The sequence below is a fragment of the Sphingobium fluminis genome (assembly GCF_037723805.1).
GTDB lineage: Bacteria > Pseudomonadota > Alphaproteobacteria > Sphingomonadales > Sphingomonadaceae > Sphingobium.
In genome coordinates, this window is the sequence record NZ_JBBJUK010000005.1 from 104,672 (window position 1) to 120,910 (window position 16,239).

Genomic DNA, 16,239 nt, shown 5'->3' on the forward strand with positions numbered 1-16,239 from the left:
TGCAGTTATCGGGCTATAAACGAAACAGTCTGATCGCTACTGGAAACCATATGAAACAGGATCGACAGATTGACGATCTCGACCGCCGCATCATCTCGATGCTGCAATTGGATGCGGGCATCAGCCATCAGGACCTCGCCGAAAAGGTAGGCGCATCGGCCGCATCCTGCTGGCGGCGGATCAGGGCGCTGGAAACGGCCGGCATCCTCGGCGGCACCGTGCGGCTGGTGGATGCCGCCGCGCTCGGCAAGGGTGTCAATGTCCTGTGCAACATCCGCATGCGCAGCCATGCGCGTGACGCCCGCAGCGCCTTCGAGCAATTTGTCGACGGCCAGCCCGAGATCGTCGAATGTTTCTCCATGTCCGGCGAGTGGGATTATCTGCTCCGCGTGATGGTAGCGGACGTCGCCGACTATAACCGCTTTCTCATGAACCGGCTGCTTGGCCATCCATCGGTAGCCGGCGCGGCCTCGCACTTCGCGCTGTCGATGACGAAATATACCACCGCCATTCCGATCTGACTCGTCTTTCCTTCGGCGAGACCGCCGCCTATGGCGCTGTGATCAGTGCAAGGCGCGAACGGGAGAGTTTTATGGCCTACGAAACCATCATCGTCGAACAGCGCGACGCCGTGACGCTCATCACGCTCAACCGGCCACAGGCGCTCAATGCGCTCAACAGCCAGGTGCTGGACGATCTGGCCGACGCCTTCGCCCGCTACGATGCCGACCCGTCGCAGCGTTGCGCCGTGCTGACCGGCAGCGAAAAGGCGTTCGCCGCCGGTGCCGATATCAAGCAGATGGCCGACAAGCAGGCCGCCGACTTCTTTCTGGAGGATTTCTTTTCCGGCTGGCAGTCGAAAGTCGTGGCGACCCGCAAGCCGTGGATCGCCGCGGTGGCGGGCTTTGCGCTTGGCGGGGGGTGCGAATTGGCGATGATGGCCGATTTCATCCTCGCCGCCGACACCGCCAAGTTCGGCCAGCCCGAAATCAAGCTCGGCGTCGCCCCCGGCATGGGCGGGTCTCAACGCCTGACCCGCGCCGTCGGCAAGGCCAAGGCGATGGAAATGTGCCTGACCGGCCGCATGATGGGCGCGGACGAAGCGGAGCGCGCCAGCCTCGTGTCGCGCGTCATCCCGGCTGCCGAATTGCTCGACGAGGCGCTCAAGACCGCAGCCCAGATCGCGGCGATGCCCCCCATGGCCGCGATGGTGAACAAGGAAGCGGTGAACCTCGCCTTCGAAACAAACCTGTCGCAATCGATCCTGATCGAACGGCGCTTGTTCCAGATCCTGACCGCCACCGAAGATCGGGGTGAAGGCATGGCCGCCTTCGTCGACAAGCGTCCGGGCGTCTGGAAGGGCCGCTGACGTCCCGCCTCGATCGTAGTTAAAGCGCCAGTTCGCCCTGGCGCGAGGGCGGCGAGGCTCTGGTGGAAGGCTCCGCCGGCTCGGCCTGAACCAACGATCGTGCCAGGCCGGTCAGCACATAGACGGCCTGCCGCTGCGCACCGCGATTGTGATGATCGACACGATAGCCCTGATAGTGGCGACGCAGGAGGCCGGCGGCGACCAGTTCGGATACGGCGCGGCTCAGATTGGCCTTGCCCGAAGCGCGCACCCGAAGCCGCACCTCGTCCTCGACCAGCGCAGCCGCCTGCGCGTCCTCATCCGGCAGCCTGGCCTGCGCCGCCAGCTCGTCGCGCACCCGCTGCGCCAGCGCCCGCCGGCGCGGGTCGCGATGGCCCATCGGCGTCAGCGCGTCGCTCAGCCAGTCGCGCAACGGCAGCAACGCACGACCGCGCCTGATGAGCGGCCCGGCGCTGCCGTCCGGCCCCGCCACCTCTGCGATCAGGTTGAGCAGCATGAACGCATAGCGCGGCCTGGTGCTGCATCGCGCCAGCCGGTCGAGCAGCGCGGAGACCATCGCATGGGGCGGAACACGGGGCGAAGCGGCGTGAAACATAACGAGGTAGAATCAAGCACAAGGCGCGCACAAATGGAATCCCCTTTCCTCGCAACCATGCATTTTTGTCGCCAGTGACAGTCTGCCGGTAACGGCATCATTGCCCCGCGCGCCCGAGAAGACGATATTCAGATCGAGGCGTCGAGCCGTTTCATGATCTCGCGACGGCGGCGGAACGCTTCGAAGCGGGCGCGCTCCGGGTCACTGTCCAATATCGCCGAAATGATGGCGCGTTTATCGCGCTTCCAGCGCTGCTTGCCGTCTGCGCCGCCATAGACCGGCGCGCGCGGATATTCCGCATAATGGTGGACGGCGGCGCGCGACAGCAGCTCCATCAAGGGCCGCTCGACCATCAAATAGAGGATGTCGAGCATGTCCTGGTCGAATTCGGCACGCGAACGGGCGGTATTGCGATCGTCGATGGACTGGGCAAGCAGTGTCAGCTTCGCGCGCAATGCCTTGTCCTTCACCCGTGCGGCCGCCGCCATCAGTTCGCAGTCGAGCAGGGTGATGATGTCCATCGCCTCGGGATGGGCCGAATGATGGAGCGCCAGATAGCCCGATATCGCGCGGCTCAGTCCTTCGGCCTCCGGGCGCGTGCCATAATAGCCGCCGCCGGGGCCGCGGCGCACCTGTAACAACCCCTCATGCTCCAGCACGCGCGCGGCCTGCTGCACGGTGACGATGCCGACACCCAATATCTTGGCGAGGTCCGGCAGGGACCCGATCTGCGTGTCGGGCGGTTGCGCGACGATCATGTCGCGCAGCTGCGAGACGGCCGCTTTTACGAGACCTTCACGGGATTTTGGCTTGCGGACGGTCATCATACTCCTCGATCGATCCTCGAAAACGGCCATAACCTTTTTTCCACCTGGAAGGGCACTGTTTCAGCGCGGCCCCCTATTACACGCACATTATTTCTCATAATCGTCCAAAATAGGCTTTACTACTCCTTGCATCCTCGGATAACAGACCTATTAAGGGCCAGCTAGAAAAGCAGAATCTGTCATTGCCGCAGCGCGGCAGGACGACCCGCATGCAATAGAGGGGAGATGCAGTGAAAATCGGCATTTTGCAGGAAAGGGCACCGGGCGAACATCGCGTGGCGACGACGCCCGTGAACGTGTCACGCTTCGTAAAACTTGGCCTGTCGATTCTAGTCGAATCGGACGCCGGCCGTGGCGCGGGCTTTTCGGACGCCGCCTATGAGGGCGCTGGTGCGTCTGTCGTGGCGCGTGCCGACATATTGTCGAGCGCCGACATCATCCTGGCGGTGCGGCCGCCAGCCCCCGGCGATCTTGCCGGAATCCGCCCTGGCACGAAGCTGATCGGCGGGCTTTCGCCCTATGCCGATCCGGCGCGGCTGGACGCTTATGCGGCGATCGGCGTCGAGGCGATGGCGCTTGAACTGCTGCCCCGCACGACGCGCGCGCAGTCGATGGACATATTGTCCAGCCAGGCGAATCTCGCCGGCTATCATGCGGTGGTGCGCGCGGCGACCGAACTCAACCGCTGCCTGCCGATGATGACCACGGCGGCGGGTTCGATCCCGGCAGCCAAGGCGTTCGTCATGGGCGTAGGCGTCGCCGGTTTGCAGGCGATCGCGACCGCGCGCCGGCTCGGGGCGATCGTGTCGGCCACCGACGTGCGGCCCGAAGTGCGCGAACAGATCCAGTCGCTTGGCGCCAAGCCGATCTTCGAGGAAATTGGCGAAGGCGACGAAGTGACCAAGGCGGCCGGCGGCTATGCCGGCGAGATGAGCGAAGCCTATCGCACGCGGCAGGCCGCTCTCGTTTCCAGCCATATCACCAATCAGGATATCGTCGTCACGACCGCGCTGATTCCCGGCCGCCCTGCTCCGCGCCTCGTCAGCGACGCCCAGATCGCGACGATGCGGCCGGGCAGCGTGATCGTCGATCTCGCGTCGGAAAATGGCGGCAACGTCGAAGGCGTGGTCGCAGGCGACATGGTGGAACGCCATGGCGTGCTGATCATCGGCCTGACCAACGGCGCGGCGCGCCTCGCGGTCGACGCGTCGAACCTGTTCGCGCGCAACTGCTATAATTTCATCGAAGCCTATTGGAACAAGGCGGACAAGGCGCTCGCCATGCCCGCCGACGACATGCTGGTCGAAGCGGTGACGCTGACGCGAGGCGGACAGATCGTCCATTCGCGTTTTGCGCAGAACCAAACGGCCTGAAGGGGGAAAAATCGTGAGCGCTCTCAATCCGGACTATCTGTTCGTCTTCATCCTTGCCGCCTTCCTCGGCTTCCAGCTGATCAAGAAGGTTTCCCCTCTGCTCCATTCACCACTGATGTCGCTGACCAACGCGATCGCGGCCGTGGTGGTCGTGGGCGCCATCGCCATCACCGGCGAAGAGGGCGCGACCCCGCTCGCCAAGACGCTGGGTTTCATCGCCGTGTTCTGCGCGACCGTGAACCTCGTTTCGGGCTTCATGATCACCGACCGCATGCTCAAAATGTTCAAGCGGAAGGAGGGCTGATCCTATGAACGCTTTCGTTCCCTTCGCGGCGATCGCCGCCTCCGCTTTGTTCATCCTGTCGCTGATGTGGATGAGCCACCCAACCACCGCCCGGCGCGGTGTGCGCGCGGGCGAGGCCGGTATGGTCATCGCCATCATCGGCGCGCTCGTCAGCCATGAGGTCGTCAGCTACGACCTCATCATCATCGCCATGGTCGCCGGTGCGGCCGCCGGTATTCCGATGGCGCTGCTGATGCCGATGACGGCCATCCCTCAGCGTACCGCCATCTCCCACGCCTTCGGCGCGCTCGCCGTCGGCCTGATCGGCGCGGCCGAATATTATAAGCACGCCCATGCCGAATATGCCGGCGGCTTCGTGCTGTGGGCGCTGATGTTCGAAATGCTGCTGGGCTTCCTGACCTGCACCGCTTCGGTGGTCGCGTTCGGCAAGCTTCAGGAAATCATGCCGACCAAGGCGATCGTATTCCCCGGTCAGCGCATCGTGAACGGCCTGATCGCGCTCGCGACCGTCGCCCTCGGCGCGAGCCTCGCGCTCGACCCGACCCAAACCGCGTTATTCCCGGTGTTCGTCGCCCTCGCCCTGCTCTTCGGCGTGCTGCTGGTGATCCCGATCGGCGGCGCGGACATGCCCACCGTCATCGCGCTGCTCAACAGCTATGCGGGCCTTGCCGCTTCGGCCATGGGTTTCGCGCTCGGCAACAAGCTGCTGATCGTCGCCGGCGCGCTCGACGGCGCATCGGGCTTCATCCTCGCGCTCATCATGTGCAAGGCGATGAACCGCAGCTTCGCCAACGTCATGTTCGGTGGCTTTGGCGCCAGCGTCGCCAGTGCGGCGGGCGGCAAGGATGATCGCGTGGTCCGTTCGGCTTCGGCCGAGGAAGCCGCGCTGCAACTGGAAAATGCCGCCAGCGTCGTCATCATCCCTGGCTATGGCATGGCCGTGGCGCAGGCGCAGCACAAGGTGTCCGAACTCTACCAGGCACTCACCAAGAAGGGCGTCGACGTGAAGTTCGCGATCCATCCGGTGGCGGGCCGCATGCCCGGCCATATGAACGTGCTGCTGGCCGAGGCCAATGTGCCCTATGAGCAGCTGGTCGAGCTGGACGACATCAACCCCGAACTGCCGCAGACCGACGTCGCGCTCATCATCGGCGCGAACGACACGATCAACCCGTCGGCGCGCGATGATCCCAACAGCGCGATCGCGGGCATGCCGATCATCGAGGCCGACCGCGCCAGATCGGTGTTCGTCATCAAGCGGTCGATGAACGCAGGGTTCGCGGGCATCGACAACCCGATCTACTATAACGCCAACACCCAGATGCTGTTCGGCGACGCCAAGGAGATGGTCGGCGCCATCGCCAAGGAACTGGCGGGCGGCGGCGGCGGGTTCCACTAAGCCCTTCTCCATCGCTATATATTCAAGGCCCGCCTATATGGCGGGCCTTATCGTTTTCGGATGAGCCGATGCGCCTCCCCGCTTCGTCAAAGCACATAGACCGCATGATGCACGGGCCGCGCTGTCACCGGCCGATGCGGACGAGGCACCTCCCCTGCCCCGCCGGCGTGCAACAGCCATGTCCCCTCGTCCCAGCGGTGATTGGGAGTGTCCTTGTCACATCCCGTCGTTCGGGCAGATGATCGAAGCTGATCGCCGCCATTAACGTGCAATCAGATCAGGTTGGATCACTTGGTTCTCCGGCGAATCCCGAAGCCAAAACCTCTAGGCGTAGGTCTTTGGCACTCCCAGACCCCGGCGTGGGCCAGGGAACGGTAACGATCGTCTCGATCAAGCAGTGGGCGTCAGGAGGATATTTCCTTGATGGCCGCAACTGTGCCCGGTTCTTCGCGCAATTCCAGTAGGAAGGCCAGTTCCGATCGGCTCCAGACCGCCAATGCCTCGTCCTCCGCGGAATCTGTCACGGGTGACAGTTTGCCCGGGGGTAAAGTGTCACCCGTGACAAAGGGAGCGACGGTGCAGCTACGGAACCGGTCGCATCCTGTTCCATGTCGACCAACGCAGCCTTGATCGATTCTCGCATTTTCTCTGATCAAGGCAGTTCGTTTCCAAAGTGGACCGACCGGGCCTATTCCCGGCTGATAACCCCGGAGTGGAGTGACTGATCATGGATGGAAAAACGAACGGCAGCCCCTTGAGCGACCCGGCCAAGGAACCCGCCGCACTACGGTCCTTGCTTGGCCGCACCAACCGGGACTGGTGGCCCAACCAGTTGTCGCTCGATATTCTCAGGCAGCATGGCACTACCGGCAGCCCGCTAGGCGACGATTTCGATTATGCCGCCGCGTTTCGCTCGCTCGATCTTGCCGCCGTCAAGGCGGACCTGACCGTGCTGATGACCGATAGCCAGCCTTGGTGGCCGGCCGATTATGGCCATTATGGCCCCTTCTTCATCCGCATGGCCTGGCACAGCGCCGGCACCTATCGCACCGGCGACGGGCGCGGCGGCGCATCGTCCGGCTCGCAGCGCTTCGCCCCGCTCAACAGCTGGCCGGACAATGGCAATCTCGACAAGGCACGCCGGCTGCTGTGGCCGATCAAGCAGAAATATGGCCGCAAGCTGAGCTGGGCGGACCTCATGATCCTGGCCGGCAATGTCGCGATCGAATCGATGGGCGGGCCGGTGTTCGGCTTCGGCGGCGGGCGAGAGGACGTGTTCGAGCCGGCGAAGGACATTTACTGGGGCACGGAAGAGGAATGGCTCGGCCAGACGCGGATCGAGGAAGAGTCCGGCCGCGCGCTCGAAAACCCCCTCGCCGCCATCCAGATGGGGCTTATCTACGTCAATCCCGAAGGGCCGGGCGGTTGCCCCAATCCGCTGGGATCGGGGCGCGACATGCGCGAGACGTTCGCCCGCATGGGCATGAACGATGAGGAGACGGTGGCACTGACCGCCGGCGGGCATACGTTCGGCAAGGCGCACGGCGCGGGCGACGCATCGCTGGTCGGCGTCGAACCGGAGGGCGCGGATATCGCCGCGCAGGGCCTGGGCTGGGCCTCGACCCATGAAAGTGGCATGGGCGATCATACGATCACCAGCGGTATCGAAGGGTCATGGACCCCTACCCCGACGAGTTGGGACATGAGCTTTTTCGCCATGCTGCTCGACCATGAGTATGAACTGGTCAAGAGTCCGGCTGGCGCGCATCAGTGGCAGCCAGTCGGCAACCCGGAAGAAACGCTTGCACCCGGAGCGCACAGCCCGCACCGCAAGGTGCCGACGATGATGACCACCGCTGACATGGCGCTGAAGATGGACCCGGCCTATCGCGCGGTGATGGAGACGTTCCGCGCCGATCCGGCCCGTTTCGCCGACGCCTTCGCCCGTGCCTGGTTTAAACTGACGCACCGCGATATGGGGCCAAAGCCCCGCTATCTCGGACCCGACGTGCCGGCCGAAGATCTGATCTGGCAGGACCCGATCTCCGCCGGGCAGCCCCTGACCGATGCCGACGTCGCGACGCTTCGGGCGAAAATCGCGGCTTCAGGCCTTTCGGTGAGCCAGCTCGTCAAAACCGCCTGGGCGTCCGCGTCCACCTTCCGGGGCTCCGACAAGCGCGGTGGCGCAAATGGCGCGCGCATCCGCCTTGCCCCGCAAAAGGACTGGGCCGTCAACGAACCGGAGGAACTGGCCGGAGTGCTCGCCATCTATGAGGGCATCAAAGCCGGTTTCGCGGGAAGCGTCAGCATCGCCGACCTGATCGTGCTGGGCGGCGCCGTGGGCGTCGAGCAGGCGGCAAGGGCCGCGGGCCATGAGGTGACGGTGCCCTTCACCTCGGGCCGGGCCGACGCATCCCCGGAGCAAACCGATGCGGAAGGCTTCGCTCCGCTCGAACCCAAGGCCGATGGCTTCCGCAACTATCTCTCGGTGCGCTTCAGCGTGCCGACCGAAGAGTTGCTGATCGACCGGGCGCAGCTATTGGGCCTGAGCGGGCCGGAAATGGCGGTGCTGGTCGGCGGGCTCCGGGTGATCGGTGCGAACCATGGCGGTTCGTCGCACGGCGTGCTGACGGACCGGCCGGGCCAGCTCACGAACGACTATTTCGTGAATCTGCTCGACATGGGAACCGCATGGAAGGAAGTCGACGGTCACGGCGATGAGGTGTTCGTCGGCACCTGCCGCAGCACGGGTGAGGAGAAATGGACCGCCACCCGCACCGATCTGGTGTTCGGCGCCAACTCGCAACTGCGCGCCTTGTCGGAAGTCTATGCCGCCGCCGACGCCGGCACAGCGTTCGTCATGGACTTTGTTGCCGCATGGACGAAGGTGATGGACGCAGACCGCTTCGATCTGGCAGCTTGAGCCGAGACGTTAAGGGCGGGGCGGTCGTCTGGCCGTCCCGCCCCATGATCAGGCGAGGCGCTGTTCCAGCGCCTTTTGCTCTTCCCAGATCGCAGGCGGCAAGTTGCCGAGTTTTTCCAGATCGCGGGCATTGCCCTGTGCTTCCTGCCGCCAGATCGCCGGATCTACGTTCAGCAGTTCGGCGATTGCCGCGTCGCCCAGTGACAATCCGTCGAGATCGAGCGCCTCCCGGGTGGGAATGCGGCCGATCGGCGAATCCACGGCTTCCGCCGTACCCTCGCACCGTTCAACGATCCATTTGAGCACGCGGGCATTGTCGCCAAAGCCAGGCCACAGGAATTTGCCGTTCGCATCCTTGCGGAACCAGTTGACGAGATAGAGGCGCGGCAATTGTGCGGCATCGCTGTCCGCCGATGCGCCGATGCGCACCCAATGCCCGATATAGTCGGCCATGTTATAGCCGCAGAAGGGCAGCATCGCGAACGGATCGCGGCGCAGCGCCCCGACCGCATTTTCCGCCGCCGCCGTGCCTTCCGACGCGATATTCGCGGCAAGGTAAACGCCATGGTTCCAGCTATTGGCTTCCGTCACGAGCGGCACCGCCGTGGCGCGCCGTCCACCGAACAGGATGGCGGAAATCGGCACGCCCTCGGGCGAATCCCATTCCGGCGCAATGGATGGGCATTGCTCCGCCGGCACGGCAAAGCGCGCATTGGGATGCGCGGCGGGCTTGCCGCTCGCCGGGTCATAGGGCTGTCCCTGCCAGTCGATCAAATCGGCGGGGGGCAATTTGGTCAGCCCTTCCCACCAAATATCGCCATCGCTGGTCAGGGCGGTGTTGGTGTAGATGGCGTTGGAATGCAGCGTTTCGATCGCGTTGCGGTTGGTCGATGGGCTGGTGCCCGGTGCGACGCCGAAAAAGCCCGACTCAGGATTGACCGCATAGAGCCGCCCATCCTTGCCAAAGCGCATCCAGGCGATGTCATCGCCCACAGTCTCCGCCTTCCATCCTGGGATGGTCGGTTCGAGCATAGCCATATTGGTCTTGCCGCAGGCGGACGGGAAGGCCGCCGCGATATAATGGGTGCTGCCCGCGGGCGAAGTCAGCTTGAGGATCAGCATATGTTCGGCCAGCCAGCCCTCGTCGCGCGCCATGACGCTGGCGATCCGCAGGGCGAAGCATTTCTTGCCGAGCAGCGCATTGCCGCCATAGCCCGAACCATAGGACCAGATTTCGCGCGTTTCGGGATAATGGACGATCCATTTGTCGTCATTACAGGGCCACGACACATCGGCCTCGCCGGGGGCAAGTGGCGCACCGACCGAATGGACGCAGCGGACGAAGAACCCGTCCTCGCCCAGCGCTTCGAGCGCGGGCGTGCCCATGCGCGTCATGACCCGCATGGACAGGACGACATAGGCGCTGTCGGTGATCTCGACCCCGATCGCGCTATTGTCCGATCCGATCGGCCCCATGCAGAAGGGAATGACATACATGGTCCGGCCGCGCATGCAGCCGTCGAACAGGCCCGCCATCGTGTCGCGCGTATCCTTTGGATCACGCCAGTTATTGGTCGGGCCGGCATCGCTTTCGCGCTCCGAACAGATGAAGGTGCGGCTTTCAACCCGCGCGACGTCGCGCGGATCGGATCGTGCATAGAAGCTGTTCGGGCGCTTGGCGGGGTCCAGCGGGGTCAACGTGCCCGAATCGACCAGCGCGCCGGTCAGTTCCTGCCATTCCGCGTCCGATCCGTCGCACCACTGGATCGCATCCGGCTTCGTCAGTGCGGCGATCTCCGCCACCCAGGCCGTCAGCGCCTCGTGCGTTGTGGGCGCGGCGGCGCCCTCCTGCACGGTCGCCTCAGCCGTCATTCCCCTTAAGTCACTCATCCAACTTCTTTCCTATATGCCGCCGCCTGGCCCCCCGAGTCCCGGAAAGCGGCCGCGTATCGTAGAATGGCATTCCAGCTTCCAATAGCCATTCTTTCACAATCCGCCACGCGTTTTTGTCACTCCGATCACTCGCCAGCATGTTGAAGCGAGCGCGAGAATATTAAAAAGGAATGTTACGCGCCAGTTCAGAATAACCCCGCGCCCGGTTCTGGCGTAGATCTTTCTCGGAATAGTTGCGGCGCCGAGCGATAGTCGCTGGGGTATGGTGTGCGTTAACGCGCGCGGCTATGCGTGCGATGCGACATAGCGTCGCGCACGCTGCACCGTCTTTTGGTCCCAAATTGGCCTTTGGTCGCAAAACAGGAGAAATCGGCATGTCTGCCACAGGCAACTGGAAGATCACCCTCGCAACCCCGCTGGGGCCGCAAGAGGCTACGGCTCGGCTGCTGGAAAAAGATGGCGTGCTGACCGGGGTGGTCGAAAGTCCGATGGGATCGGAAGAGGTCCGCGGGACGGTAAGCGGCAATAAGCTGCATTGGATTACCCGGGTTTCAAAACCCATGCCGCTCGACTTGAAGTTCGACATAATTGTCGAAGGAGATGAGCTGACCGGTACGGTGGAACTTGGCATGTTCGGCAGTGGTTCTTTGTCCGGTGAGCGGGTCTGACGAGGGCTCAAGGGAGGCGATAGTGGCTTCCTGGGGCGTGAATCGCATAATATTGCGTCCGTCGCGGTGCAGGCCTTGCTTCCGGCCCGGTGTCTAGGGGTGGGCGAACAACCATTTCTGAGTTATGGCATACTCCTCGACATCCCGAGTGGTATCGGTAGCCGATGACCTGTCGGGTCGGTACTTGGTGCCTGTGTCCCGACGAGTCTGCGTCAGCCATGATCGGTCCGCTTTCTACATGACGGCGATTCTCTGGGCCGGCGTACCCCACGACACGGAATGAGCGGCGCTCATGAACATCGTTAGAATTATTCGATTGAGTTCGATTCGCCCATATTGTCAGGAGGGTCCGCGCCACTGTTCCGGAGGGACTTGGGAATGTTCTCAACCTTAACCACGCAGGATTGCTCGGCATCCCTCGCTTGGGCGACATTGGAAAAGCTGCTGCTGCTGCGGACGTGCTTAGGGGTTGGAAAATGACAGTTTCCGGAGGAACAGCCACGGGAGATTACGGCGCAGCACAACCAAGAAGCCCGCGTCTCCTCCTGGAATTTTCTAGCCTATCTCTGGACTCACAAAGGGTTGCTTAGCGAATATCCACTGCCAGTTCGCTCGCGCCGACGGCGACCTTCGGCATGACGGCGCGGATACCCGCACTGCTGGAGCGACAGTTCGGCCTTGCCCCAACCCCGCGAGAGTGCCCCAACCCCGCGAGAGGACTACATAAATGAACGGAAATGAGGCGTTTGATCCACGGTCTATACTGGACTCGACGGTTTGCGATCCTTGCATTCTGGACCCTGATTTTCCGCCCGAACAATTTGTCACCCATTTCATCAGCCACGGTTCCGTCGTCCATGCCACGGTCTGGATCGCGCAAGGGCGCGATCAAAGAGGAACCGTCATTCTCAGCCCACAAATGTTCGGCGGCGATCGTCTGGAAAGCGTCATCATTCCGCTGATGACGGCCGGGATCAATGTGATGACCTTTCATCCGCGCGGCATGTGGGACAATGAGCACGTCTACACCCTGACCGGTTCGATCGACGATCTGCTCGCGGCCGCGGCCTATGTCCGGTCGACCGCGAGCGGCGACATCCGGACGCCACTGGGCCATGCCTGGCGAACCGATACGGCCCGGATCGCGGTGATGGGATTGAGCGGCGGCGGCGGCAACGTCAGCATCGCCGCCTGCGCCGAAGATCCGCTTATCCAGTCGGTCATCGCGGTGGCACCCGCGAACAGGTCCGCTCCGCTGCTCCCTGAATTCATAGCCAGCCTTGAGCCAGTGAAGGCCCGGACGGCCGGCCGGGTCGACGTTGCCGCCACTATGAATGCCATGACGCCGGCTGAAAACGACCGCATGAGTCCTGTGTTTCAGGCGCCCCGCCTGGTCGAGAAAAATATGCTCCTCGTCGGCGCGATGCGGGACGCTGTTTCACCGCTTGAAGAGGCCCACAGGCCGATCGCGAAGGCGATGCGCGATGCAGGTGTCCGCGGGTTCGACGAAGTCATACTCGACAGCGACCACAGCATTCTCACCAAGCGTATCGCACTTGCTCGACTGATGATCAAATGGCTAAGGACAAAATCAGGATTTTAATTGATAAGTAAAGTCCATGTCTCGATATTATAATGAGTAATTATTTTTTTAGTGAGACGTATTTACGTCTTTTAGTATTCTGTTTGCGCGATTAAAAGTAAAAATATCGACGATATGAATTTTCTCATAATATAGTACAAATATTCATTGACTGTCAGGCTTCCGTCCGCTTATCTTACAGAATATATAAAAGGAGGGGATCGCTATGACTAATTCTGCCATGAGGACGGCTCTGTTCGCCACATCCGCGCTCGCTGCCCTGGCGCCGAGCGTTGCCGAGGCTCAGGACCGCACCAATGCGCGCGCTGCTGCGTCTACCGATGATATCATCGTCACAGCGCGCAGGCGGGACGAAACGTCGATCGCGGTTCCCGTCGTGCTGACGGCAGTCAGCGGAGCGGAACTGACGCGGCGCGGGATCAGCAGCGCCGACGCGGTTGCCCAGCTGGTTCCCGGTCTGACGATATTGGGCTCCGGCGGAGCCTCCCAGGGCGGCACCATCGCGCTGCGCGGCGTGTCCGGCCCCGACACCAACCCGCTGGGCGATCAGGCGGTGTCGTTCAACATCGACGGTGTCCAAGTGGCGAAGTCGAGCGTGCGCCGACTGGCTTTCATGGATCTTCAGCAGATCGAGGTGCTCAAGGGACCCCAGTCGCTGTTCTTTGGCAAAAACAGCCCCGCCGGCATCATTTCGATCCGCACCGCCGACCCGACGCCGAATTTCCAGGCCAAGGCTTCGGTCGGTTATGAGTTCAACGCACAGGAGTGGCGCGGCGAAGGCTTTGTTTCCGGCCCGCTGACCGACACGCTCGGCGCGCGGCTCGCCATCTATGGTTCGGATCTGCGCGGCTGGGTGAAGAACGACGTGCCTGCCAACAGCATCAGCCCGCCCTTCCATCGTTATGGTCCGCGCAATCGTGAAATCGCCTTGCGTGGAACTTTGAAGTTCGAGCCGACCGACGCCTTCACCGCTCGTCTCAAAGTTTCCTATGGCAAGGCCAAGGGTGCCGGTCCTGCCGAAAATGCGCAGATCGTCAACTGCCCTTTTGGATCCACGCAGTTTCCGGGGATCGTCAGCGACTGCAAAGCCAACAACCGAAACGAACGCACCGATAATATCAGCACCGTTTTCACGCCCTATGAACCGAAATTCGGCGACGGTCATACTCGGGCGGCGCAAGAACAGATCCTTGCAGGGCTGGAACTGAACTACAAGCTCAGCGATTCGATCGACCTGACTTCGGTGACGGGCTTCTACAAGAGCAAATTTGCGACGGCTGAGCATTTTTCGCGCTATCCCGTCGTGCCATTCCTGCAATTCGGCTTCAGCTTCGGTCTGCCGGCGCTCGCGTCTTACTATTTTTACAACAACAGAGAGATTTCGCAGGAACTTCGTGCAAACAGCCACTTTGACGGGCCACTGAACTTCACTGTCGGCGGGATATACTCGGACACGCGGTCATCGGTTGGCCAGCACGCCTTTATTAACCAAAGCAATCCGGCCGAAATATCGCAATTTTTCGTTGTTCAGGACGGTGTCGCCTATTCAGGGTTTGCCCAGGCCCGCTTCGACGTGACCCCGCAGCTCGAACTGTCGGCAGGCGGACGCTATTCGCACGAAAAGAAGAGCCTTCCGGCATTCATGGTGGATCTGTCCGGTTCGCGCACCAATCCGATGGTGCCATTCGCAACACCGGTGAAACAGGCTTCGTTCAACGATTTCTCACCGGAACTTACCGCCACCTACCGGCCCACGGAGCAGTTGACCCTGTTCGGATCGTACAAGCGCGGCTTTCTGTCGGGCGGTTTCAATGGCAGCGGCGGAATCCCAGGCCTCCCGCTCAATTATGACCCGCAGAAGATCAAGGGATTTGAAGGCGGTGTGAAAGCATTGTTGCTTGATGGAGCGTTGCGCACCAATCTGTCGCTCTTCAATTATAAGGTTACCGGACTCCAGATTACGGCCTTCAATGGCGCCGGCGTAGGCTCGATCCGGAACGCCGGCGGCGTGCGGACCAAAGGCGTCGAGTTCGACCTGAACTATCGCAGCCCGATCGAAGGACTGACGCTCAGGGGCGCGCTAAGCTATAACAAGGCGAATTATCTTAGCTATTATGGACCATGCTGGCGGGGTCAATCGCAGGCGCAGGGCTGCAATTTCCGGGCGGTGGGTAACGGCATTTCCCGCCCGATTCTGCCTGGTGAGATTGGCAACAATCAGGATCTGGCGGGGCGGCAACTCATTAATGCGCCTGAATGGTCGGGGAATGCGGGCGCAAGCTATGAAACCCCGCTTGGCGCGGCCCTCAAGCTCGGCCTTTCCGCCGACATCACGTTCGCCGGCGGTTCGCCGACCGACGCTTCGCTGACTCCCGCGCTGTTCTCACCCAAGCGCGCCCTGATCGACGCCACGGCGCGGATTGCCGAAGCCAAGGATTCCTGGGAGGTCGCGCTGATCGGTCGCAATTTGACCAATAAATTCTATTGGGCCGGCGGACAGCAACTGGGCTTTACAGGGGGTGCCTCCGGCACCGTCGCCGGCGGGCCGGCGGCAGACGGCTACGCCGTTCTCAATCGGGGACGGGAAATCATGCTTCGCGTCACCGTCGCCTTCGGACAATAGCCCGAGCATCGTACGGAGCCTGCTACCCCGATCGGGGTAGCAAGCTCTGCGGCGTCGGATTTGTACCGATCACGAACCGCCTTGGCCCCGATAGTGGCGGGCTTTTGGTTGATTTCCAGCTATCCCGTCATCGGAAGATCAGGCGGCGCATGTTGTAGGCGACATTGGCGAGGCTGATCCTGGCTTCGGCGCGTTTGGTGCCGATGATGCGGATGAAAAGCCCCATCTGGTCTCTCTGCCGGGCGAACACATATTCGACGCGGGCACGGACCTTCGATTTGGCAGCGTTATAGCCGCGCTCCTTGAGCTGCCGACCAAAGTCGGCGAACACCGCGTCGAGCGCGCCCGCTTCGGTCAGCTTCTTGCAAAACAGTCGGAACGTATTGGCATCGGTGCGCCAAAATCGAAGCCGAGGAATCACAACCAGCTCAGCGGGTCACCAATCAGATGCTCCATCCGAACATCGGCAGCGTTGTTCTGTGCAGCCAGGACCAGCACCTTGAATCGCCACAGGGTCGTAGGGCGGGCAGCCCACCTTGGCCCCCGTCACCATAGGCCAGCGCTGAAACAGAACCGGGTGGAATGTCTCGAAGCCGATAACGCGGCCTGGTTCCTCCAGCGGGTTGCCATGCGCCGAAAGCGGCTTCAGATGATCCGAACAT

The 16,239-nt window shown here is 62.3% G+C and carries 13 protein-coding genes; 9 read left to right on the top strand and 4 right to left on the bottom strand.

The window, feature by feature from the left end; genetic code table 11:
- Nucleotides 1-50: 50 nt before the first annotated feature.
- A complete protein-coding gene (locus WG907_RS14050; protein ID WP_340233734.1) occupies nt 51-521 on the top strand; it encodes an Lrp/AsnC family transcriptional regulator in 471 nt (156 codons plus the stop codon).
- A 71-nt stretch (nt 522-592) separates the two neighbouring features.
- Entirely contained in the window at nt 593-1,369 is a 777-nt protein-coding gene (locus WG907_RS14055) for an enoyl-CoA hydratase-related protein (RefSeq protein WP_340233736.1), read from the top strand.
- Nucleotides 1,370-1,388: 19 nt separating this feature from the next.
- Here WG907_RS14055 and WG907_RS14060 read toward each other — a convergent pair whose 3' ends face one another.
- Nucleotides 1,389-1,964, bottom strand: coding sequence for a hypothetical protein (locus WG907_RS14060; protein ID WP_340233738.1), 576 nt, complete (start codon nt 1,962-1,964; stop codon nt 1,389-1,391).
- A 128-nt stretch (nt 1,965-2,092) separates the two neighbouring features.
- Nucleotides 2,093-2,788 (bottom strand): FadR/GntR family transcriptional regulator, encoded by a 696-nt coding sequence (locus WG907_RS14065; protein ID WP_340233740.1) that lies wholly within the window; start codon nt 2,786-2,788, stop codon nt 2,093-2,095.
- A gap of 233 nt (nt 2,789-3,021) precedes the next feature.
- On the opposite strand from WG907_RS14065, the gene WG907_RS14070 reads away from it, so the two are divergent.
- From WG907_RS14070 to katG, 4 genes are all read left to right on the top strand, one after another.
- On the top strand, nt 3,022-4,164 hold the full coding sequence (locus WG907_RS14070) for a Re/Si-specific NAD(P)(+) transhydrogenase subunit alpha (RefSeq protein WP_340233742.1): 1,143 nt from the start codon (nt 3,022-3,024) through the stop codon (nt 4,162-4,164).
- A 13-nt stretch (nt 4,165-4,177) separates the two neighbouring features.
- Nucleotides 4,178-4,468 (top strand): NAD(P) transhydrogenase subunit alpha part 2, encoded by a 291-nt coding sequence (locus WG907_RS14075; protein ID WP_340233744.1) that lies wholly within the window; start codon nt 4,178-4,180, stop codon nt 4,466-4,468.
- Nucleotides 4,469-4,472: 4 nt separating this feature from the next.
- Entirely contained in the window at nt 4,473-5,867 is a 1,395-nt protein-coding gene (locus tag WG907_RS14080; protein WP_340233746.1) for an NAD(P)(+) transhydrogenase (Re/Si-specific) subunit beta, read from the top strand.
- Between the two features lie 727 nt (nt 5,868-6,594).
- On the top strand, nt 6,595-8,790 hold the full coding sequence (gene katG / locus WG907_RS14085; RefSeq protein WP_340233748.1) for a catalase/peroxidase HPI: 2,196 nt from the start codon (nt 6,595-6,597) through the stop codon (nt 8,788-8,790).
- 48 nt (nt 8,791-8,838) lie between these two features.
- On the opposite strand, the gene WG907_RS14090 is transcribed toward katG, so the two are convergent.
- Entirely contained in the window at nt 8,839-10,680 is a 1,842-nt protein-coding gene (locus WG907_RS14090) for a phosphoenolpyruvate carboxykinase (GTP) (RefSeq protein ID WP_340233750.1), read from the bottom strand.
- 377 nt (nt 10,681-11,057) lie between these two features.
- On the opposite strand from WG907_RS14090, the gene WG907_RS14095 reads away from it, so the two are divergent.
- From WG907_RS14095 to WG907_RS14105, 3 genes are all read left to right on the top strand, one after another.
- Nucleotides 11,058-11,351, top strand: a complete 294-nt coding sequence (locus WG907_RS14095; protein WP_340233752.1) for a hypothetical protein — start codon at nt 11,058-11,060, stop codon at nt 11,349-11,351.
- 727 nt (nt 11,352-12,078) lie between these two features.
- The gene (locus tag WG907_RS14100) at nt 12,079-12,954 is read left to right on the top strand and encodes an alpha/beta hydrolase family protein (protein WP_340233753.1); all 876 of its coding nucleotides are present in this window, start codon (nt 12,079-12,081) and stop codon (nt 12,952-12,954) included.
- 205 nt (nt 12,955-13,159) lie between these two features.
- Nucleotides 13,160-15,577, top strand: a complete 2,418-nt coding sequence (locus WG907_RS14105) for a TonB-dependent receptor (RefSeq protein ID WP_340233754.1) — start codon at nt 13,160-13,162, stop codon at nt 15,575-15,577.
- 127 nt (nt 15,578-15,704) lie between these two features.
- Here the strand turns inward: WG907_RS14105 and WG907_RS14110 are convergent, their stop codons facing one another.
- A complete protein-coding gene (locus tag WG907_RS14110; protein ID WP_340233755.1) occupies nt 15,705-15,998 on the bottom strand; it encodes a hypothetical protein in 294 nt (97 codons plus the stop codon).
- Between the last annotated feature and the right edge of the window lie 241 nt (nt 15,999-16,239).